17 protein-coding genes are annotated in these 15,446 nt (G+C 33.1%); 9 read left to right on the top strand and 8 right to left on the bottom strand.

The genetic code is table 11. The annotated features are described in order from the left end of the window. Positions 1-2: 2 nt before the first annotated feature. Entirely contained in the window at positions 3-467 is a 465-nt protein-coding gene (locus B8963_RS01905) for a (2Fe-2S)-binding protein (RefSeq protein ID WP_084059716.1), read from the bottom strand. 169 nt (positions 468-636) lie between these two features. On the opposite strand from B8963_RS01905, the gene B8963_RS01900 reads away from it, so the two are divergent. The 5 genes from B8963_RS01900 to B8963_RS01880 are packed head-to-tail and all read left to right on the top strand — an operon-like array spanning position 637 to position 4,035. Then, a complete protein-coding gene (locus B8963_RS01900) occupies positions 637-1,092 on the top strand; it encodes a Rieske 2Fe-2S domain-containing protein (protein WP_084059715.1) in 456 nt (151 codons plus the stop codon). 26 nt (positions 1,093-1,118) lie between these two features. Then, positions 1,119-1,553, top strand: a complete 435-nt coding sequence (locus tag B8963_RS01895; RefSeq protein WP_084059714.1) for a thioredoxin family protein — start codon at positions 1,119-1,121, stop codon at positions 1,551-1,553. Next, positions 1,550-2,539: an FAD:protein FMN transferase gene (locus B8963_RS01890; protein ID WP_394334728.1), complete on the top strand. Its 990-nt coding sequence runs from the start codon at positions 1,550-1,552 to the stop codon at positions 2,537-2,539. The genes B8963_RS01895 and B8963_RS01890 overlap by 4 nt, the downstream gene beginning before the upstream one ends. 2 nt (positions 2,540-2,541) lie before the next feature. After that, positions 2,542-2,751, top strand: a complete 210-nt coding sequence (locus B8963_RS01885) for a DUF4266 domain-containing protein (protein WP_084059713.1) — start codon at positions 2,542-2,544, stop codon at positions 2,749-2,751. Between the two features lie 6 nt (positions 2,752-2,757). Continuing rightward, positions 2,758-4,035 (top strand): DUF3570 domain-containing protein, encoded by a 1,278-nt coding sequence (locus B8963_RS01880; protein WP_084059712.1) that lies wholly within the window; start codon positions 2,758-2,760, stop codon positions 4,033-4,035. Between the two features lie 62 nt (positions 4,036-4,097). Here the strand turns inward: B8963_RS01880 and B8963_RS01875 are convergent, their stop codons facing one another. The 6 genes from B8963_RS01875 to B8963_RS01855 all read right to left on the bottom strand — a co-directional run bounded on the left by B8963_RS01875 (position 4,098) and on the right by B8963_RS01855 (position 10,739). After that, the gene (locus tag B8963_RS01875) at positions 4,098-4,607 is read right to left on the bottom strand and encodes a heme-binding domain-containing protein (RefSeq protein ID WP_084059711.1); all 510 of its coding nucleotides are present in this window, start codon (positions 4,605-4,607) and stop codon (positions 4,098-4,100) included. A 104-nt stretch (positions 4,608-4,711) separates the two neighbouring features. Continuing rightward, positions 4,712-5,605, bottom strand: a complete 894-nt coding sequence (locus B8963_RS01870) for a diacylglycerol/lipid kinase family protein (RefSeq protein ID WP_084059710.1) — start codon at positions 5,603-5,605, stop codon at positions 4,712-4,714. Between the two features lie 5 nt (positions 5,606-5,610). Next, complete coding sequence (locus B8963_RS01865) at positions 5,611-7,617, bottom strand: LTA synthase family protein (RefSeq protein ID WP_084059709.1); 2,007 nt, start codon at positions 7,615-7,617, stop codon at positions 5,611-5,613. A 181-nt stretch (positions 7,618-7,798) separates the two neighbouring features. After that, entirely contained in the window at positions 7,799-7,924 is a 126-nt protein-coding gene (locus B8963_RS16140) for a hypothetical protein (RefSeq protein ID WP_262487886.1), read from the bottom strand. A gap of 139 nt (positions 7,925-8,063) precedes the next feature. Then, on the bottom strand, positions 8,064-9,380 hold the full coding sequence (locus B8963_RS01860) for a sugar porter family MFS transporter (RefSeq protein ID WP_084059708.1): 1,317 nt from the start codon (positions 9,378-9,380) through the stop codon (positions 8,064-8,066). Between the two features lie 117 nt (positions 9,381-9,497). Next, positions 9,498-10,739 (bottom strand): 3-deoxy-D-manno-octulosonic acid transferase, encoded by a 1,242-nt coding sequence (locus tag B8963_RS01855; RefSeq protein WP_084059707.1) that lies wholly within the window; start codon positions 10,737-10,739, stop codon positions 9,498-9,500. A gap of 94 nt (positions 10,740-10,833) precedes the next feature. On the opposite strand from B8963_RS01855, the gene B8963_RS01850 reads away from it, so the two are divergent. The 4 genes from B8963_RS01850 to B8963_RS01835 all read left to right on the top strand — a co-directional run bounded on the left by B8963_RS01850 (position 10,834) and on the right by B8963_RS01835 (position 14,831). Continuing rightward, on the top strand, positions 10,834-11,988 hold the full coding sequence (locus B8963_RS01850; protein WP_084059706.1) for a DegT/DnrJ/EryC1/StrS family aminotransferase: 1,155 nt from the start codon (positions 10,834-10,836) through the stop codon (positions 11,986-11,988). A gap of 55 nt (positions 11,989-12,043) precedes the next feature. Then, complete coding sequence (gene galE / locus B8963_RS01845) at positions 12,044-13,060, top strand: UDP-glucose 4-epimerase GalE (protein WP_084059705.1); 1,017 nt, start codon at positions 12,044-12,046, stop codon at positions 13,058-13,060. An 88-nt stretch (positions 13,061-13,148) separates the two neighbouring features. Then, positions 13,149-14,426 (top strand): metal-dependent hydrolase family protein, encoded by a 1,278-nt coding sequence (locus tag B8963_RS01840; protein WP_084059704.1) that lies wholly within the window; start codon positions 13,149-13,151, stop codon positions 14,424-14,426. A 51-nt stretch (positions 14,427-14,477) separates the two neighbouring features. Next, positions 14,478-14,831 (top strand): hypothetical protein, encoded by a 354-nt coding sequence (locus B8963_RS01835; RefSeq protein WP_200810811.1) that lies wholly within the window; start codon positions 14,478-14,480, stop codon positions 14,829-14,831. Between the two features lie 5 nt (positions 14,832-14,836). Here B8963_RS01835 and B8963_RS01830 read toward each other — a convergent pair whose 3' ends face one another. After that, positions 14,837-15,364 (bottom strand): alpha-ketoglutarate decarboxylase, encoded by a 528-nt coding sequence (locus tag B8963_RS01830; RefSeq protein WP_084059703.1) that lies wholly within the window; start codon positions 15,362-15,364, stop codon positions 14,837-14,839. Positions 15,365-15,446: the final 82 nt, after the last annotated feature.

Here is a 15,446-nt window from a genome sequence, read left to right as displayed (position 1 = left end):
CGCTAGGCGTTTTCTGAATTGGCAGCAGTTTTTATAGCTTTCTTAATTCTCGTATAAGTGCCACAACGACAAATATTGCCATTCATAGCAGTTTCAATTTCTTCATCTGTAGGGTTTGGCGTTCTTTTAAGTAGCGCACTTGCAGACATAATTTGGCCTGCTTGGCAGTATCCGCATTGCGGAACATCTATTTCTAGCCATGCTTGTTGCACTGGGTGATCACCATTCTCTGAAAGTCCTTCAATAGTAGTTATTTTTTGATCTCCAACAGCCGAAATAGGCAATTGACAAGAGCGTACTGCGTTATCACCTAAATGAATGGTGCAAGCGCCACATTGTGCTATTCCGCAACCAAATTTAGTACCAACTAATTTAATATGATCACGTAATACCCAAAGCATGGGTGTAGTTGGATCGACATCAATTTGTTGTTTTTTTCCGTTGATATTGAGCGTGTAATTTGCCATGATTTAGATGTAAATGGATGAATTCTATGAAAATACAAAATATATGAATACAAATAATTACAAATTCAGCAATTATTTTTTTTAAAGTTGATTAATAGGGTATGGTATTTTAAGTTTCAATTGTTCTATGGCTATACCCTGAATTTTAATCATTTTAAAACAAAAACTTATGGATCGTAAAGAATTTTTAAAATCGCTAGGTGCAGGTGCTGCCTTGGCGGTTACTATTAGTTGTTTAGGTAGTTGTTTGCGAGAAGAAGTAGATACAGTTGCTATACAGGATACTAATGCAACGAATACTGAAAATACTGGAGCATCGTCAACAATACTTTTTTCAATAGATTTAAACGCTAGTGAAGCTGCTAAGCTTGCCGTGGATGGTGGTTATGTTGTTAAAAATAATGTGGTAGTCGCTAAAAATTTAAATGGTGAATTTGTGGCTGCTACTGTAATTTGTAGTCATGATCTAATTAAGAAAGTAACTTTTAAAAATAATGAATATTATTGTACAGAACATGGAGCAAGATTTGACCAAACGGGTAAAGGTTTAAATAATGATGGCAAAAAGGGATTGAAAATTTATAAAACAAGTTTAAATGGTTCAATTCTTGATATTCTTTCTTAATTTTAACTTGTCAATTTAATTGGAATATGAAAAAATATTTGATACTAATCTGTTTTCTTTTTGCAACCATAGTTTCTGCGCAAAAATGGGAGCATAAAATAGAGGACGCCATGGCTTTGGCAAAAAAATCTAATCAGAACATACTTTTAGTTTTTTCAGGATCAGATTGGTGCGCGCCTTGTATAAAATTAGATAAGTCTATCTGGCAATCCGAAGATTTTAAATCGTACGCTAAAACTCATTGGGTGTTATTAAAGGCAGATTTTCCAAGAAAAAAAGCAAATCAATTACCAGAAGAACAGGCCAAAGAAAATAGGTTACTTGCAGAAAAGTATAATAAAAAAGGCTATTTTCCACTTGTATTACTCATAAATTCCGAGGGGAAAGTGCTTGGTGAAACGGGTTATAAAAATATAACACCAAAGCAATATATAGATTTATTAAAGGCATTTGAAAATTGAAATACATACTTAGCATTTTGATGGTGGCTTGTTTATTTGGAACATTACAGGCCCAAGATGTTGCGGAAAGACGTACAGTGAAATTAATGGGTAGCCGTTTTGATATTACTATGGTTGCCAGCGACTCTATAACTGCTAATACGTATATTGATGATGCTGTAGCCGAAATTAAGAGAATTGAGAATTTAATCTCATCTTGGAATCCAGATTCACAAACTTCGCTCATAAATAAAAATGCAGGTATTAAGCCCGTAGTTGTTGATCAAGAATTAATTGATTTGGTTTTAAGAGCTATTCAGATCTCAAAAATTACCAATGGGGCATTTGATATTAGCTATGCTTCGGTAGATAAAGTATGGCGATATGATGGCACCATGACACATAAACCTACAGCAGAAGAAATTAGCAATTCTATCGCTAAGATTGGTTACCAAAACATACTAGTAGATAAGGACGCAAAAACTGTTTATCTAAAGCTGGAAGGTATGAAAATTGGTTTTGGGGCGATAGGAAAGGGCTATGCGGCTGATAAAACGCGTAAATTGCTAATTGATAAAGGAGTAAAATCTGGAATAATTAATGCTTCTGGCGATTTAACTACCTGGGGGAAACAACCAGATGGTAAAGATTGGATGGTAGGGATTACAAATCCACTAAATAAAGATCATGTTTTTTCTTGGTTTCCAATTATTGATGCAGCTGTTGCTACATCAGGTAATTATGAAAAATTTGTTGAGTTTGATGGTGTTAAGTATAGTCATATTATAGACCCAAGAACTGGATATCCATCAACCGGTTTAACTAGTGTGACTATATTTGCTAAAAGTGCAGAACTTTGTGATGCGCTGGCTACATCGGTTTTTATTACAGGTGTGGAGGTAGGTTTAGATATGATAAATCAACTAAAAGGTGTAGAATGCATTATTGTTGATGCTCAAAATAAAATTCATTTTTCAGAAAATATATCTTTTAACCAAACAAAATAATTATGAAGAAATTAATAGTAGTGTTTGCGGTTCTTATAAGCCTTAGCTCATGCGTTGCGGTTAAAGAATATGACAAAGTATATTTAAACGATGAAGAAATGGTGCTGAGTGCCAAGAATTTAGAACGATTTGAAACTAATTTTCAAATTTATCGCGAAGGTGCAGCTGGCGCTAATGGGGGTAAAACAGGTGGAGGTTGTGGTTGTAATTAACAAATTATGAAAAGACTTCTAATTAAACTAATTGTATTTTGTTTACCTTTTTTAGGATTTTCTCAAGGGAACGCGCAAGAATACGTAAAAAAAGTTCTAGAAACTCCCGAGGTGGAGCTCTTGTATAGTTATTATAACCAAGATGGGGATAATGCTGCGGTTACTGGGGGAGAAGGGACTGAAAAGCTTTCGGATATGACGCCAACTATAATTGTGAGCATTCCTTTTGGCGAAAATGATGTGCTGACTGTTGATGCAGGATTATCTGCTTATACTTCTGCATCTTCAAGTAACATAAACCCTTTTGATGGTAGTGCAACAGCAAGTCCTTGGGTGGAATCTTCAGGGCCATCTAGAAGTGATGTGCTTAGCTATTTTCATCCAACCTATTCGCATAGTTCTGTAGATAGAAATGAAATAGTTAGCGGTAATGTTTCTGTTTCTAACGAATATGATTATTCTTCATTTGGTTTTGGAGGCGGATATACGCGACTTTTTAATGAAAAAAACTCTGAAATTGGTATAAGTGCACAAGTGTTTTTAGATAACTACAGGCCTCAATACCCCATAGAACTTAGAGAAGGATTTTTTGATAATAGAATTTCTGGCAACGGGACTTATACACCAATTTCTGACCCATTTTCGGAGTTAAAAAGAAATACGTATTCCTTTTCCTTTAATTTTTCTCAGATTATTACTAAAAAACTACAATTATCTTTATCGTTAGATGGTATTTTTCAAGAAGGCTTATTGTCAACCCCACACCAAAGAGTGTATTTTGTAGATCGATCCGATTTTTTTATTGAAGATTTTCAATTAGCCGATGATGTAGAACGCTTGCCTTTTTACCGCTTTAAGCTCCCAATTGGTGGTCGATTATCCTACTACATCAATGAAATTTTTGCGCTAAGAGCTTATGCCCGCTATTATTATGATAATTGGGGTATTACTTCTTATACCGGTAATATTGAAGTGCCTATAAAAATTTCTGAAAAGTTTACCGTTTTTCCTATGTATAGGTATTATACGCAAACAGCATCGGATTATTTTTACCCAAAAGAAGTAGCATTATCTACCAATCGATACTATACATCAGATTATGATTTGTCTTCTTTTAATGCCAATCAATATGGTTTCGGTATCAGTTACAAAGATATTTTTGCACAGTCTAAAATTTGGAAATTGGGTTTAAAATCAATCAATTTTAGATTTAATCATTACCAACGTAGTACTGGTCTAAAAGCAAATATTGCTGCCTTAGGATTTAAATTTATAGTGGAATAAATAATTTCAAAAAAAACCCTTTAAAAGAGCATTTTAAAGGGTTTGAAATGATGTGATTATGTTTATTTTCCTGGTGCTGGTTTTCTGCGCTTCATCACCAAACTATCTGCTGGATAGGTATTTTTCAGGTAAGTCATTTGTTCTTTAGCCCAATCCATGATTAAATCTCTTTGAGCATCGGTTAAATTAGCTTCTGCATGCAAACCAAAGTTGGTGTATGATTCTAAAGGCATTTCTTTATTCTCAACCATTTCTATGGTTTCCTCGAACTTATGATTTTGTACTGCAATAGGAAGTTTAGTAAAGGTGGAAAAATTTAAATGTCTTTTGCCATCTACAACATGATCATTAAGCCACCAAGCTACTGGTTGCACGTTTGCATACCATGGATATTCTGTTTTGTTAGAATGACAATCATTACAGGAGACTTTTAAAAGATGATTTACATCATCTGGTACTTGATATTTTGTAGAAATATCATACGTTAAATCATTTGTGTCATTTTTTTCTGGACGGATGAATTGAATAATGATGAAAACAATTGCTAATCCGAGTAAAATCTTTTTTATCATTAGGTATGTAATTGGTTACTGCTAAAAGTATTAAAATTTAGACTTTTAAAAAAGAAAAAGGTTTAACAGATTTTTATTCTTTTATTATAGAGATTAAGTTTTTCTTATGCTAGTATAGGTGAAATTACGTTTAATGCTTTTGTGTCGATATGAATAGTCAAAGTTTCGTTTTTTATTTTTAAAAATTCTCCATCGGCCTGCGTATCAAAATAATCCTGTTTTTTATTTTGTACTTTAATTTGTTTTGTTTGGTAATACTGAGCTTCTTTTAATAGCAAAGGTTTTTTTATTAAAACTAAAAAACCAAACCAGATCATTTTAAGTTTATTTATTTTAGTAATAATTAGCACATCTAAAAGACCATCTTGTAAAGAGGCTTTTGGTGTAAGACTAAATTTATAACCTAGTTCATTAGAATTAGAAATAAAAACAAGAAAAGGATCAATTTCAAACTGCGTATCGTTTATGTGGATTTTTAACTTTTTAGGATGTTTTAATTCGTTTATAGAAGTAAAGCATGCCAGAATATATCCTATTAATGTACGCTTATTATTACTTTCATAATTTTTTATAACTGTGGCATCAAAACCAACTCCAGTATTGCTAAAGAAATATTTTTGATTAACGCGTCCTACATCAATTTTAATAACTTCTTGTTTTCTAATTATCTCTAAAGAGTTTAGAATTTTTCTCGGAATGTTTAGGTTAGAGGCCAAACCATTACCTGATCCCATTGGAACAATACCTAGTTTTACACTTGAATTTATTAAACAAGAAGCCACTTCGTTTATGGTGCCATCTCCGCCGCAGGCAACAATAATATGAGCATCTTCAGTTATAGAATTCTGAGTAAGTTCAGTTGCGTGCCTTTTGTATTTAGAATACTTAATAACAATAGTAAATTCCTCAACATTAAAAATAGATTTTAATAAATCCATTGATAAATATCGTATACCTTTTCCCGCTATTGGGTTTATTATGAAATGTATATTTGTCAAGATATTTACTCTTTTAGCTTAAGCCCTTTGTGGGTGTAAAGGTAATCGGCAACTTGATAAAACGAAATAGTTTTTTCTAAAAACGTAGTGTCCAATGGAATGGACTCTAAGCTATTGTCTTGTATTTGCCATTTATAAAAATTTGCCTTTTTTTGATCTCCAAGAATCATTACTTTGTTACCTACTAATAGCCCTAGCTTTCTGTAATTGCCTATAAAAGCTCGCTCGTCTTCTAGGCTCATTTTTGTAATATCAACACCAAATAAGTTGGAATTATATTCCCAGCCTAGTTTTGCAAATAAAGTTGGGAAAACATCAATTTGAGAACATAAATTATCAATTTTTTCATTTGGGGTGTTTGGTAAATTTACGATCATAGCAGGTATATGATAGTTCTGCACATCTAATTCCCATTTACCTGCACTACTCGCGCAATGATCACTCATAATAACAAAGATTGTATTTTGGTACCAAGGTTTAGTTTTGGCCACTTTTAAAAAGCTGTTGATGGCATAATCAGTATATTTTATGGCACCATTTCTTCCCGTGCCCGAAGGAATATCTATTTTACCTTCTGGGTAGGTAAAAGGTTTATGGTTTGATGTGGTCATTACAAAATCGAAAAACGGCTCACCAGTTTCATACGCTTTATCTGCTTCTTTGATTACTTTGTTGTAAATATCTTCATCACAAACACCCCATGCATTCTCAAAAGTTACTTCATCATCTTCTATATTGGTTCTAGTGGTTGTAATGCTTTCGTCTAATAAAAATCCTCTTCCACGGTCAACAATATTAAATCCATTTCCGCCAAAATAAGTGTTCATATTATCAAAATAACCATCGCCACCATAAAAGAAATTACGATTATACCCTTGATCTTTAAATACTTCGCCAATGGTAAATAGTCCTGTGTTGTTAATTCTTTTTACAATACTTCTGCCTGGAGTTGGGGGTATGGATAAAGTTATGGCTTCCATTCCTCTTACCGTTCGTGTTCCCGTAGCAAATAAATTAGTGAAATAAAGGCTTGTATTCGCTAAAGAATCTAGCGTTGGGGTAATATTATAATCACCTCCAAGGGAGTTTAAGTATTTGCCACTTAAACTTTCAATACAAATAAATATAACATTCGGTTTTTGTATTGTTTTTAAAGAGTCTATTAAAGTTGAATCTTTAGTAACGGGATTAATGGTGTTTATATTTCTATAGATAGATTCTTCTTGTGCTTCTATAAAAGTGTCGCCATTATCAGCGAAAGTTTCTTTTACAAGTTCAAAAGCTTTCTGTGTCGGAATGGTGTTGTAAAAATCGGTATAGGCAAGCTCGTTATTTCTGAAGGCGGAAAAAAAGGAATATATACCAGCTTTTGAAAGTTCATTATTAAATCTGTTCGTGGACCACTCTGCTTTATTATTAGGGATAAATACCTTGAAAACCATTGCAATAATTAACCAAGGTGAAGTAGCTAATATTCTTTGTTTAAAATGAATTTTTGAGGTAAATATTGAATTAAAAATACCTAATTTTTTAGTAATAAAAATTGTAATTAATATCAATGTCAATAAAATCGATATTAATAAAGGTAAAGGATACGATTCATTAATATTCTTTACCACTTCGTAAGTATAGACTAAATAGTCTACGGCTATAAAATTATAACGACGATGAAATTCTTCCCAAAATGTAAATTCGCCTAAAAATGAAAAGTAAATAATTAATAATCCTATAAAAAAGGCGGTATAGGTTAGTATTCTATCCAGCAGAGAACCGTGCCATTTGGAGGGTAGTAGTATCAAGTAAATGCAGAACGGAAGCATAAAAAACGATAAAGTACCTATATCAAAGAAAGTACCTGTTATAAAAGTTAGTAATACATCTAGAATGTCTTTATCTACATCGCTAGAGTCCCAAATAAATAAACTCAGTCGAACAATAAAAGAAACAGATAAAAAAATAATAGCGAATGTTTGTAATAGGGAAAACCGATCAGGAAATAGTTTAGACCACATGATAAAAGAAATTGAAAGACTATGTAAAAGTAGAATTAAAATATTGAAATATAAGGTCTATTTATTTTAATGAATTTCAATAAGGTTTTATTAAAAACAAAAAGCCCTAAAAGGGCTTATGTTATCATTTTAGATAGATTGTAAGTAGGTGTCAAATTCATTTTTATTAGCACAGTAGTATTTATAATATTCCAAAAGCTGCCAGAATTAAACAGATAACAACTCCTGTTAAAATACATACTAAAACACCAACCATAAGAGTAAGGAATCCGTTAAGTACACGAGTACTAATTGTAACTTCTCTCATAATGTTTATTGATTTACTTAAATGTACATAATAATTGTATAATTATCAATAAGTTAGGGGTTTAATTCGTTGAATAGCATTCAGCCTTATCAAAAAATCTTAATTCCTTAAGCTAAACATTGAATTCTCCGGTATTATTTTATGGACTTAATCGCTTGCTTAATTCCTCTAATGAAACACCTTTGGTTTCTGGCATCATAAAACGAACAAAAAGCAATTGTAAAACCATCATAAATGCAAAAAATGCGAAAACTGGTCCAGGACCTACCCAAGCAAATAAGAATGGGATTGATGATGGAATAATCCAAGCTAAAACCCAGTGTACTGAAGATCCAAAAGATTGCCCTGAACCTCTTAAATGATTCGGAAAAATTTCAGATATAAAAACCCAGATGATGGCACCTTGTCCTATGGCATGGGATGCTATGAATAAGAAAAGAAATATAGGTACTGCAAGTCCCTGCCAATTAAAAATAAAGGCACATGCAACGAGTGATAAGGATATAATATAGCCTATGGAGCCAAAATACATTAGTTGTTTTCTGCCTAATTTGTCGATTAAAAAAATACCAATTAATGTGAATATCAAATTAGTAACTCCTATACCAATACTGCTTAATAGTGCCGTGCTTTCACCCAATCCAGCGGCTTCAAATATTCTAGGGGCGTAATATAAAAAAGCATTAATGCCAGAAAATTGATTAAAAAATGCGATTAAAAAAGCAAGAGTTAAGGGTACTCTATATTTTTTTATAAATATATTTTCAGATTTATTTAAAGTACTTTCTGAGTTTTCAACTTCAGCTTTTAAATCTGCAATAGATACTTCCGGACTAATTTCTGAAAGCACTTTTGTTGCTTCTTCAACTCTGTCTTTTGTTAATAACCATCTAGGGCTTTTTGGAACCGTTAATACAAAAAGTGTATATATAATAGCAGGAATTGCTTCAACACCAACCATCCAGCGCCAATCATTATCACCAATGCCACTAAATGCGTAATTAGATAAAAAAGCTACTAAAATTCCAAAAACTAGCATAAATTGATAAAGACCTACTAATTTACCTCTGTTTTTAGCTGGTGCTATTTCAGAAATATAAGCAGGTGCCGCCACTGTTGACGCTCCAACTCCAAGACCTCCTATAAAACGGAATATTCCGAAGGTAATAGGGTCATTTGCAAATGCAGATCCAATAGCAGATACGGAATATAATACGCCAATCCATATTAATGTATTTTTTCTACCTATTTTATTGGTGGGAAATCCGCCAAGCATGGCGCCTATAACCGTTCCAAATAATGCCATGCCAATTACAACGGTTCCATGAAAGGCATCTGATGATTGCCAAAGCAATTGTAGCTTCTTTTCTGCTCCCGAAATTACTACAGTATCAAAACCAAATAGGAATCCGGCTAAAGCAGCAATTAGTGAAATTTTTAATATTTTATTGTTCATTTGTTAGGTTGGTTTTAGTAAAACTAGCAAAAAAACAATTAATCATAATGATTTTTATGAAGTATGCAAAATCGATAACGATTTCGGTTTAAATTTTAAGAAAATAGGAAGTGCTTTTTATGGAGTTAATAAGGAGTCTATATATTGTAAAATCTGCTTGGTTGCTCCAATATTGTTAGCGATATACGCACGATTAATTGCGCTTGTTTTTTCGTAATAGTCTTTAGAATTTATAAATTCTTCGAGGGTATTTTTAAATGCTACTGCATCTGATATTGAAATAATCCCATTCTGAGCAACTAACTCTTCAGCTTCTTTAAAGCCACTATATTTAGGACCAATGATTACCGGAATTCCAAAAACCGCAGGTTCTAAGGTGTTGTGTAGCCCCGTGGCAAAGCCTCCGCCAACATAAGCTAAATCAGCATAACTGTATATTTTTGTAAGTATACCAATGGTATCAACTATAAAAACATCAAAATCAGATAAATTTTGGTCTTTTAATTCAGAATATAAAATGGTTCTCTTTTGTATAGCTGCAACTATTTTTTTTATGCTTTCAGGTTTAATAGTATGTGGAGCTAAGATGTATTTTATTTTAGTTTTGGAAGTGTTTATATACTCAATAAGAATGGCTTCGTCTTCTGGCCATGTGCTACCAGCAACTACACAAAATGTATTGTCCTTAAATTTTTCTATGAAATCTAGTTGATTGTCTCGCTCCAATATTTCTTGTACACGATCAAAACGAGTATCGCCATTTATACTGGAGTTCGTATAGTTTATAGTAGCAAGTAATTTTTTAGAGTTTTCATTTTGGACAAAAATATGCGTAAATGCACCTAAACTTTTACGCATAAAAGTACCGTAACCTTTAAAATATATCTGATGTTCATTGAACAGGGCAGAGATAAGAAGAGTAGGTATTTTTTCTTCTTTTAAAATTGATAAATAGTTAGGCCATATTTCATATTTAACAAAAATCGCTAGTTCAGGATTAACCATTGCTATAAATTTTTTCGCGTTCTTTTTAGTGTCTAGCGGGAAATAGGTAATGAAATCTGCACTTTTAGAATTTTTTTTCACTTCATAACCTGAAGGAGAAAAAAAGGTAACTAAAATTTTATAATCGTTGTAGGCTGTTTTAAGTTTTTCAATAACTGGAAGTCCCTGTTCAAACTCACCTAAAGAGGCGGTATGGATCCAAATAATTTTTTGATTACTCGGTATTACGTTTGTTAAATAGGGAAACACATTTTTTCTTCCATTAACAAACAGCTTTAATTTTGGGCTGAAAATGGCCGCTATTTTCAAGAAAAAGCTTGCTAAATAAACCGCGCAATTATAGATAAAACTCACTTAATTTTTGTTTGGTGCTAAAATACACTTCTTTGTATAAATACATTGGGTGCTTAGTCTACTTTTTGTAATTTTACAGTTCTAATTTCATAAGATGCGAAAAATTCAAATGGTTGACTTAAACGGTCAATTCGAAGCTATTAAAGAACAAGTGAATAGCAAGTTTGCTACAATATTAGAAACTTCAGCTTTTATAAACGGACCCGAAGTCCACGGATTTCAAAAAGATTTAGAGACCTATTTAGATGTTAAACACGTGATACCATGTGCCAACGGAACAGATGCGCTTCAAATAGCGATGATGGGACTAGATTTAAAACCTGGCGATGAGGTTATAACTGCAGATTTCACATTTGCCGCCACGGTAGAAGTAATTGCGCTGTTGCAATTAACACCTGTTTTAGTTGATGTAGATGCTGAAACCTTTAATATAGATCCAGTAGCAATTGAAAAAGCAATAACATCAAAAACAAAAGCCATTGTACCGGTGCATTTATTTGGGCAGTGTGCAAATATGGATCAAATATTGGCAATTGCTGAAAAGCATAATTTGTACGTTATCGAAGATAATGCACAAGCGATAGGAGCAAATTATAGATTTAAAAATGGAAAAAAACAAAAAGCAGGTACCATTGGTCATGTTGCTGCAACTTCATTTTTTCCTTCAAAGAATTTAGGAGCATACGGTGATGGTGGAGCTATTTTTACTAATGATGATGCTTTAGCTCACACACTGAGAGGCATAGTAAATCACGGAATGTATGAACGCTACCATCATGATGTTGTTGGGGTAAATTCTAGACTAGATAGTTTACAGGCTGCAGTGCTTAGAGCAAAACTACCATTATTAAATAACTATAACGCTAAAAGAAGAGAAGCTGCACGGAAATATTCCAAAGCATTTAAAGGTATTGCGAATATTGAAGTTCCTGTAACGGTAAACGGGTGTGGTGAAATTTGTGATACATGTGATTGTCATGTGTTTCATCAATATACTTTAAAAATTACGAATGGGAAAAGAGATTCGTTGGTGCAGCATTTAAATGAAAAAGGTATTCCATGTGGAGTTTATTACCCAATACCATTGCATAAGCAAAAGGCATATATAGATCCGCGGTATAATGATGCGGATTTTCCCATAACCAATCAATTAATTAAAGAAGTCATTTCATTGCCAATGCACACAGATCTTGATGATGAGCAGATTGCCTATATTACAGATACAGTTATCGGTTTTGTTAATCGATAACCTTTAAAATACTATAGATTTGACTTGTAGCTTTATTAATCAACAAAAGAATTGAATGAAAGTACTTGTAACAGGAGGATTAGGTTTTATTGGTTCTCACACCGTAGTTGAGCTACAGAATAAAGGGTTTAATGTTGTAATTATTGATGATTTATCTAATTCTTCAGAGAAAGTGTTGGATGGAATTGTAGCTATTACTGGTGTAAAACCAGCATTTGAAAAAATAGATTTAAAAGAAAAATCTAAGGTTGAAGATTTTTTCGCTAGACATACTGATGTGCAAGGTGTTATACATTTTGCAGCATCAAAGGCCGTTGGAGAGAGTGTGGAAAAGCCGCTGTTATACTACGAGAACAATATTGGTACATTAGTGTATCTTCTAAAGGAGTTATCAAAAAAAGATAAAGCAAGCTTTATTTTTAGTTCTTCTTGTACCGTATATGGGCAAGCAGATAAAATGCCTATTACAGAAGATGCGCCAGTGAAAACAGCGGAGTCTCCCTACGGAAACACCAAACAAATGGGAGAAGAAATTATTGCAGATACTTGCAAAGTGGTTCCTTCATTAAACGCTATAGCTTTACGTTATTTTAATCCAATGGGCGCGCACCCAAGTACTGAAATAGGGGAGTTGCCAATAGGAGTTCCACAGAATTTAGTACCATTTATAACCCAGACTGGAATTGGCATGCGAGAGCAACTGTCAGTCTTTGGAGGGGATTACCCAACATCAGACGGTACGTGTGTCAGAGATTATATTCATGTTGTGGATTTGGCTAAAGCTCACGTAATTGCATTAGAAAGATTACTTGAACATAAAAACGATGCTAATTATGAAGTGTTTAATTTGGGTACAGGTACAGGAAGTACGGTATTAGAAGCAATACAAAGTTTTGAAAGAGTATCTGGTAAGAAACTTAATTATGAAATTGTAGACAGAAGACCAGGAGATATTACATCGGCTTATGCGAGTACAGAAAAAGCCAATAAAATTTTAGGATGGAAGGCAGAGTCTACCTTAGATGAAGCCATGAAATCGGCTTGGGAATGGGAACAAAAAATTAGAAATTAGTTTTTAACGAGATTAGAAATTTTTTAATTGCAATAAACAGCACAGAAATATGTATATTTCTGTGCTGTTTATTTTTAAATCGTTTCTTATGAAAAATCTACTCTTTATTTTACTTTCTGTAATTGCGCTAAATGTGAGTGCTCAAGATACCTATTTACAATGTGGAAAAATAATTGATGTGGAATCTGGTAAAGTATGGGCGGAGAAAACAATTGTGGTTTCAGATAATAAAATAAAATCAATTCAAAATGGTTTTATTACCGGTTCCAGTACAGATGTTACTATAGATTTAAAAAATAAAACCATCCTACCTGGCTTTATTGATTTACATGTACATATTGAAAGTGAGTCTAACCCAAACACATATATTGACAGATTTACGGATAACGAAGCAGATATAGCATTCAAATCTACCGTATTTGCTAAGAAAACTTTGTTAGCAGGCTTTACAACGGTTAGGGATCTTGGTGGCTCTGGTGTAAATATTGCTATCAGAAATGCAATTAATAAGGGTATTGTAGATGGGCCAAGAGTTTTTACTTCAGGGAAATCTATTGCAACAACAGGAGGACATGCGGATCCAACTAATGGAAGAAGTCATGAGTTTACTGGTGACCCAGGACCCAAAGAAGGGGTGGTAAACTCTCCTGATGAAGGTAGAAAAGCGGTAAGGCAAAGATATAAAGATGGTGCTGATGTTATAAAAATTACAGCTACTGGTGGTGTTTTAAGTGTGGCAAAAAATGGTAAAAATCCACAATTTACAGTCGAAGAAATAAAAGCAATAACAGAAACTGCAAACGATTATGGTATGTTAACTGCAGCTCATGCTCATGGTGATGAAGGCATGAAAAGAGCCATTTTAGGAGGTATCAAAACAATAGAGCATGGTAGTTATATGAGCGATGAAACAATGGAATTAATGAAAAAGCACGATGCCTACTTGGTTCCAACCATAACAGCTGGTAAGCAGGTAGCGGAAAAAGCGGAAGTAAAAGGTTATTTTCCTGAAGTAGTCGCAGTAAAAGCTCGAGAAATCGGCCCATTAATTCAAGGGACTTTTGGAAGAGCATACAAGAAAGGTGTTAAAATTGCCTTTGGAACCGATGCAGGTGTTTTTCCACATGGTTTAAATGCTAAAGAGTTTGGATATATGGTAGAAGCTGGTATGCCTGCCATCGAAGCTATACAATCAGCAACCATCACAAATGCTAATCTATTGGGTGTTGGAGACGAAATAGGCTTAATTAAAAACGGGTATTTGGCAGATATTGTAGCAGTTTCTGGAGATCCCTTGAAAAATATAACGGTGTTAGAAACGGTGTCTTTTGTAATGAAAAACGGAATTGTTTATAAAAACAATTAAATTCAATCTCAAACTTACAACCAAAATAGGTCTAAGAATCGTAAATTATATATGATTCCTAATTATTTAAATAGCGCTTCGCTCTTAGCGGATTCAGTAGAGAATAACTTATATGTTCAGATTGTAGCTCAATTAGAAAAGGATTTTGGATTGGCTAATGTTTCTTTAGAGTTACCCTATAAAGTAAGTCCAAAAAACTTAAAAACCATTCTTCATCAAAAAGTATATCATTTAATGATGGAACGCTTTACGGAGTATCTTAATCTGCTTTATATAATTGATGTTCCAGAAAAAACAATAAAAGATATTCAAGCAACTGATGTGGTTGATATTTCTAATGAGGTTACTTTTTTGATACTAAAAAGAGAATTTCAGAAAGTTTGGTACAAACAAAAATACGCCTAATTAACTTAGAAGTAAACTCTAACAAAAGGGATTAATGCGTCAGTGTAGATGCTTTGTTCATCATGTAAAACGTTATATTTTATTCCTATCGTAAAATTTCTGTTTACATATCCTGCACCTAAATATAAAGCAGGACTCCAATAATTATCTTCAAGATTGGCGCCGTCTAATGCTAGTTTTTTATTAATTCGTAGTTGTTCTAATTCTGCTGAAAGTTGAATTGCTGGTATTAAGTTATATAGGTTTATAATACTTGCGCCATACGCAGTTAATGAGAAATCATTTTGCTTGGCGTAACTAAAATTCAACTGTAATCCAGTTGCGAATTTATCATTTACTTGGTAGATGGCGCTGGGTGAAATAGAGCCATTAAAAAAGTCTTTTCCAAAGCCTAAACCAATGCCGCCGCCATAACGAACATTATTCCAAAAATCAGAAGAACTCCTGTTTTGCGCTAAAACAAGCGATGATGAAAATGTGAAAAACAAAATGAAACTCCATTTTTTCAAACTTAAATTCGCCAAATTATTCATAATTGTTATTTTTCATTAATAATGTAATCTAATATAGGACTAGAATTTTGAAATGTTGTATTTTTGCATAAATTTTATTCAC

Source organism: Cellulophaga tyrosinoxydans (genome assembly GCF_900176415.1).
Taxonomy (GTDB): Bacteria; Bacteroidota; Bacteroidia; order Flavobacteriales; family Flavobacteriaceae; genus Cellulophaga; species Cellulophaga tyrosinoxydans.
The sequence above is the reverse complement of the archived record's forward strand: the minus strand, read 5'-3'. Positions and strand labels throughout refer to the sequence as shown.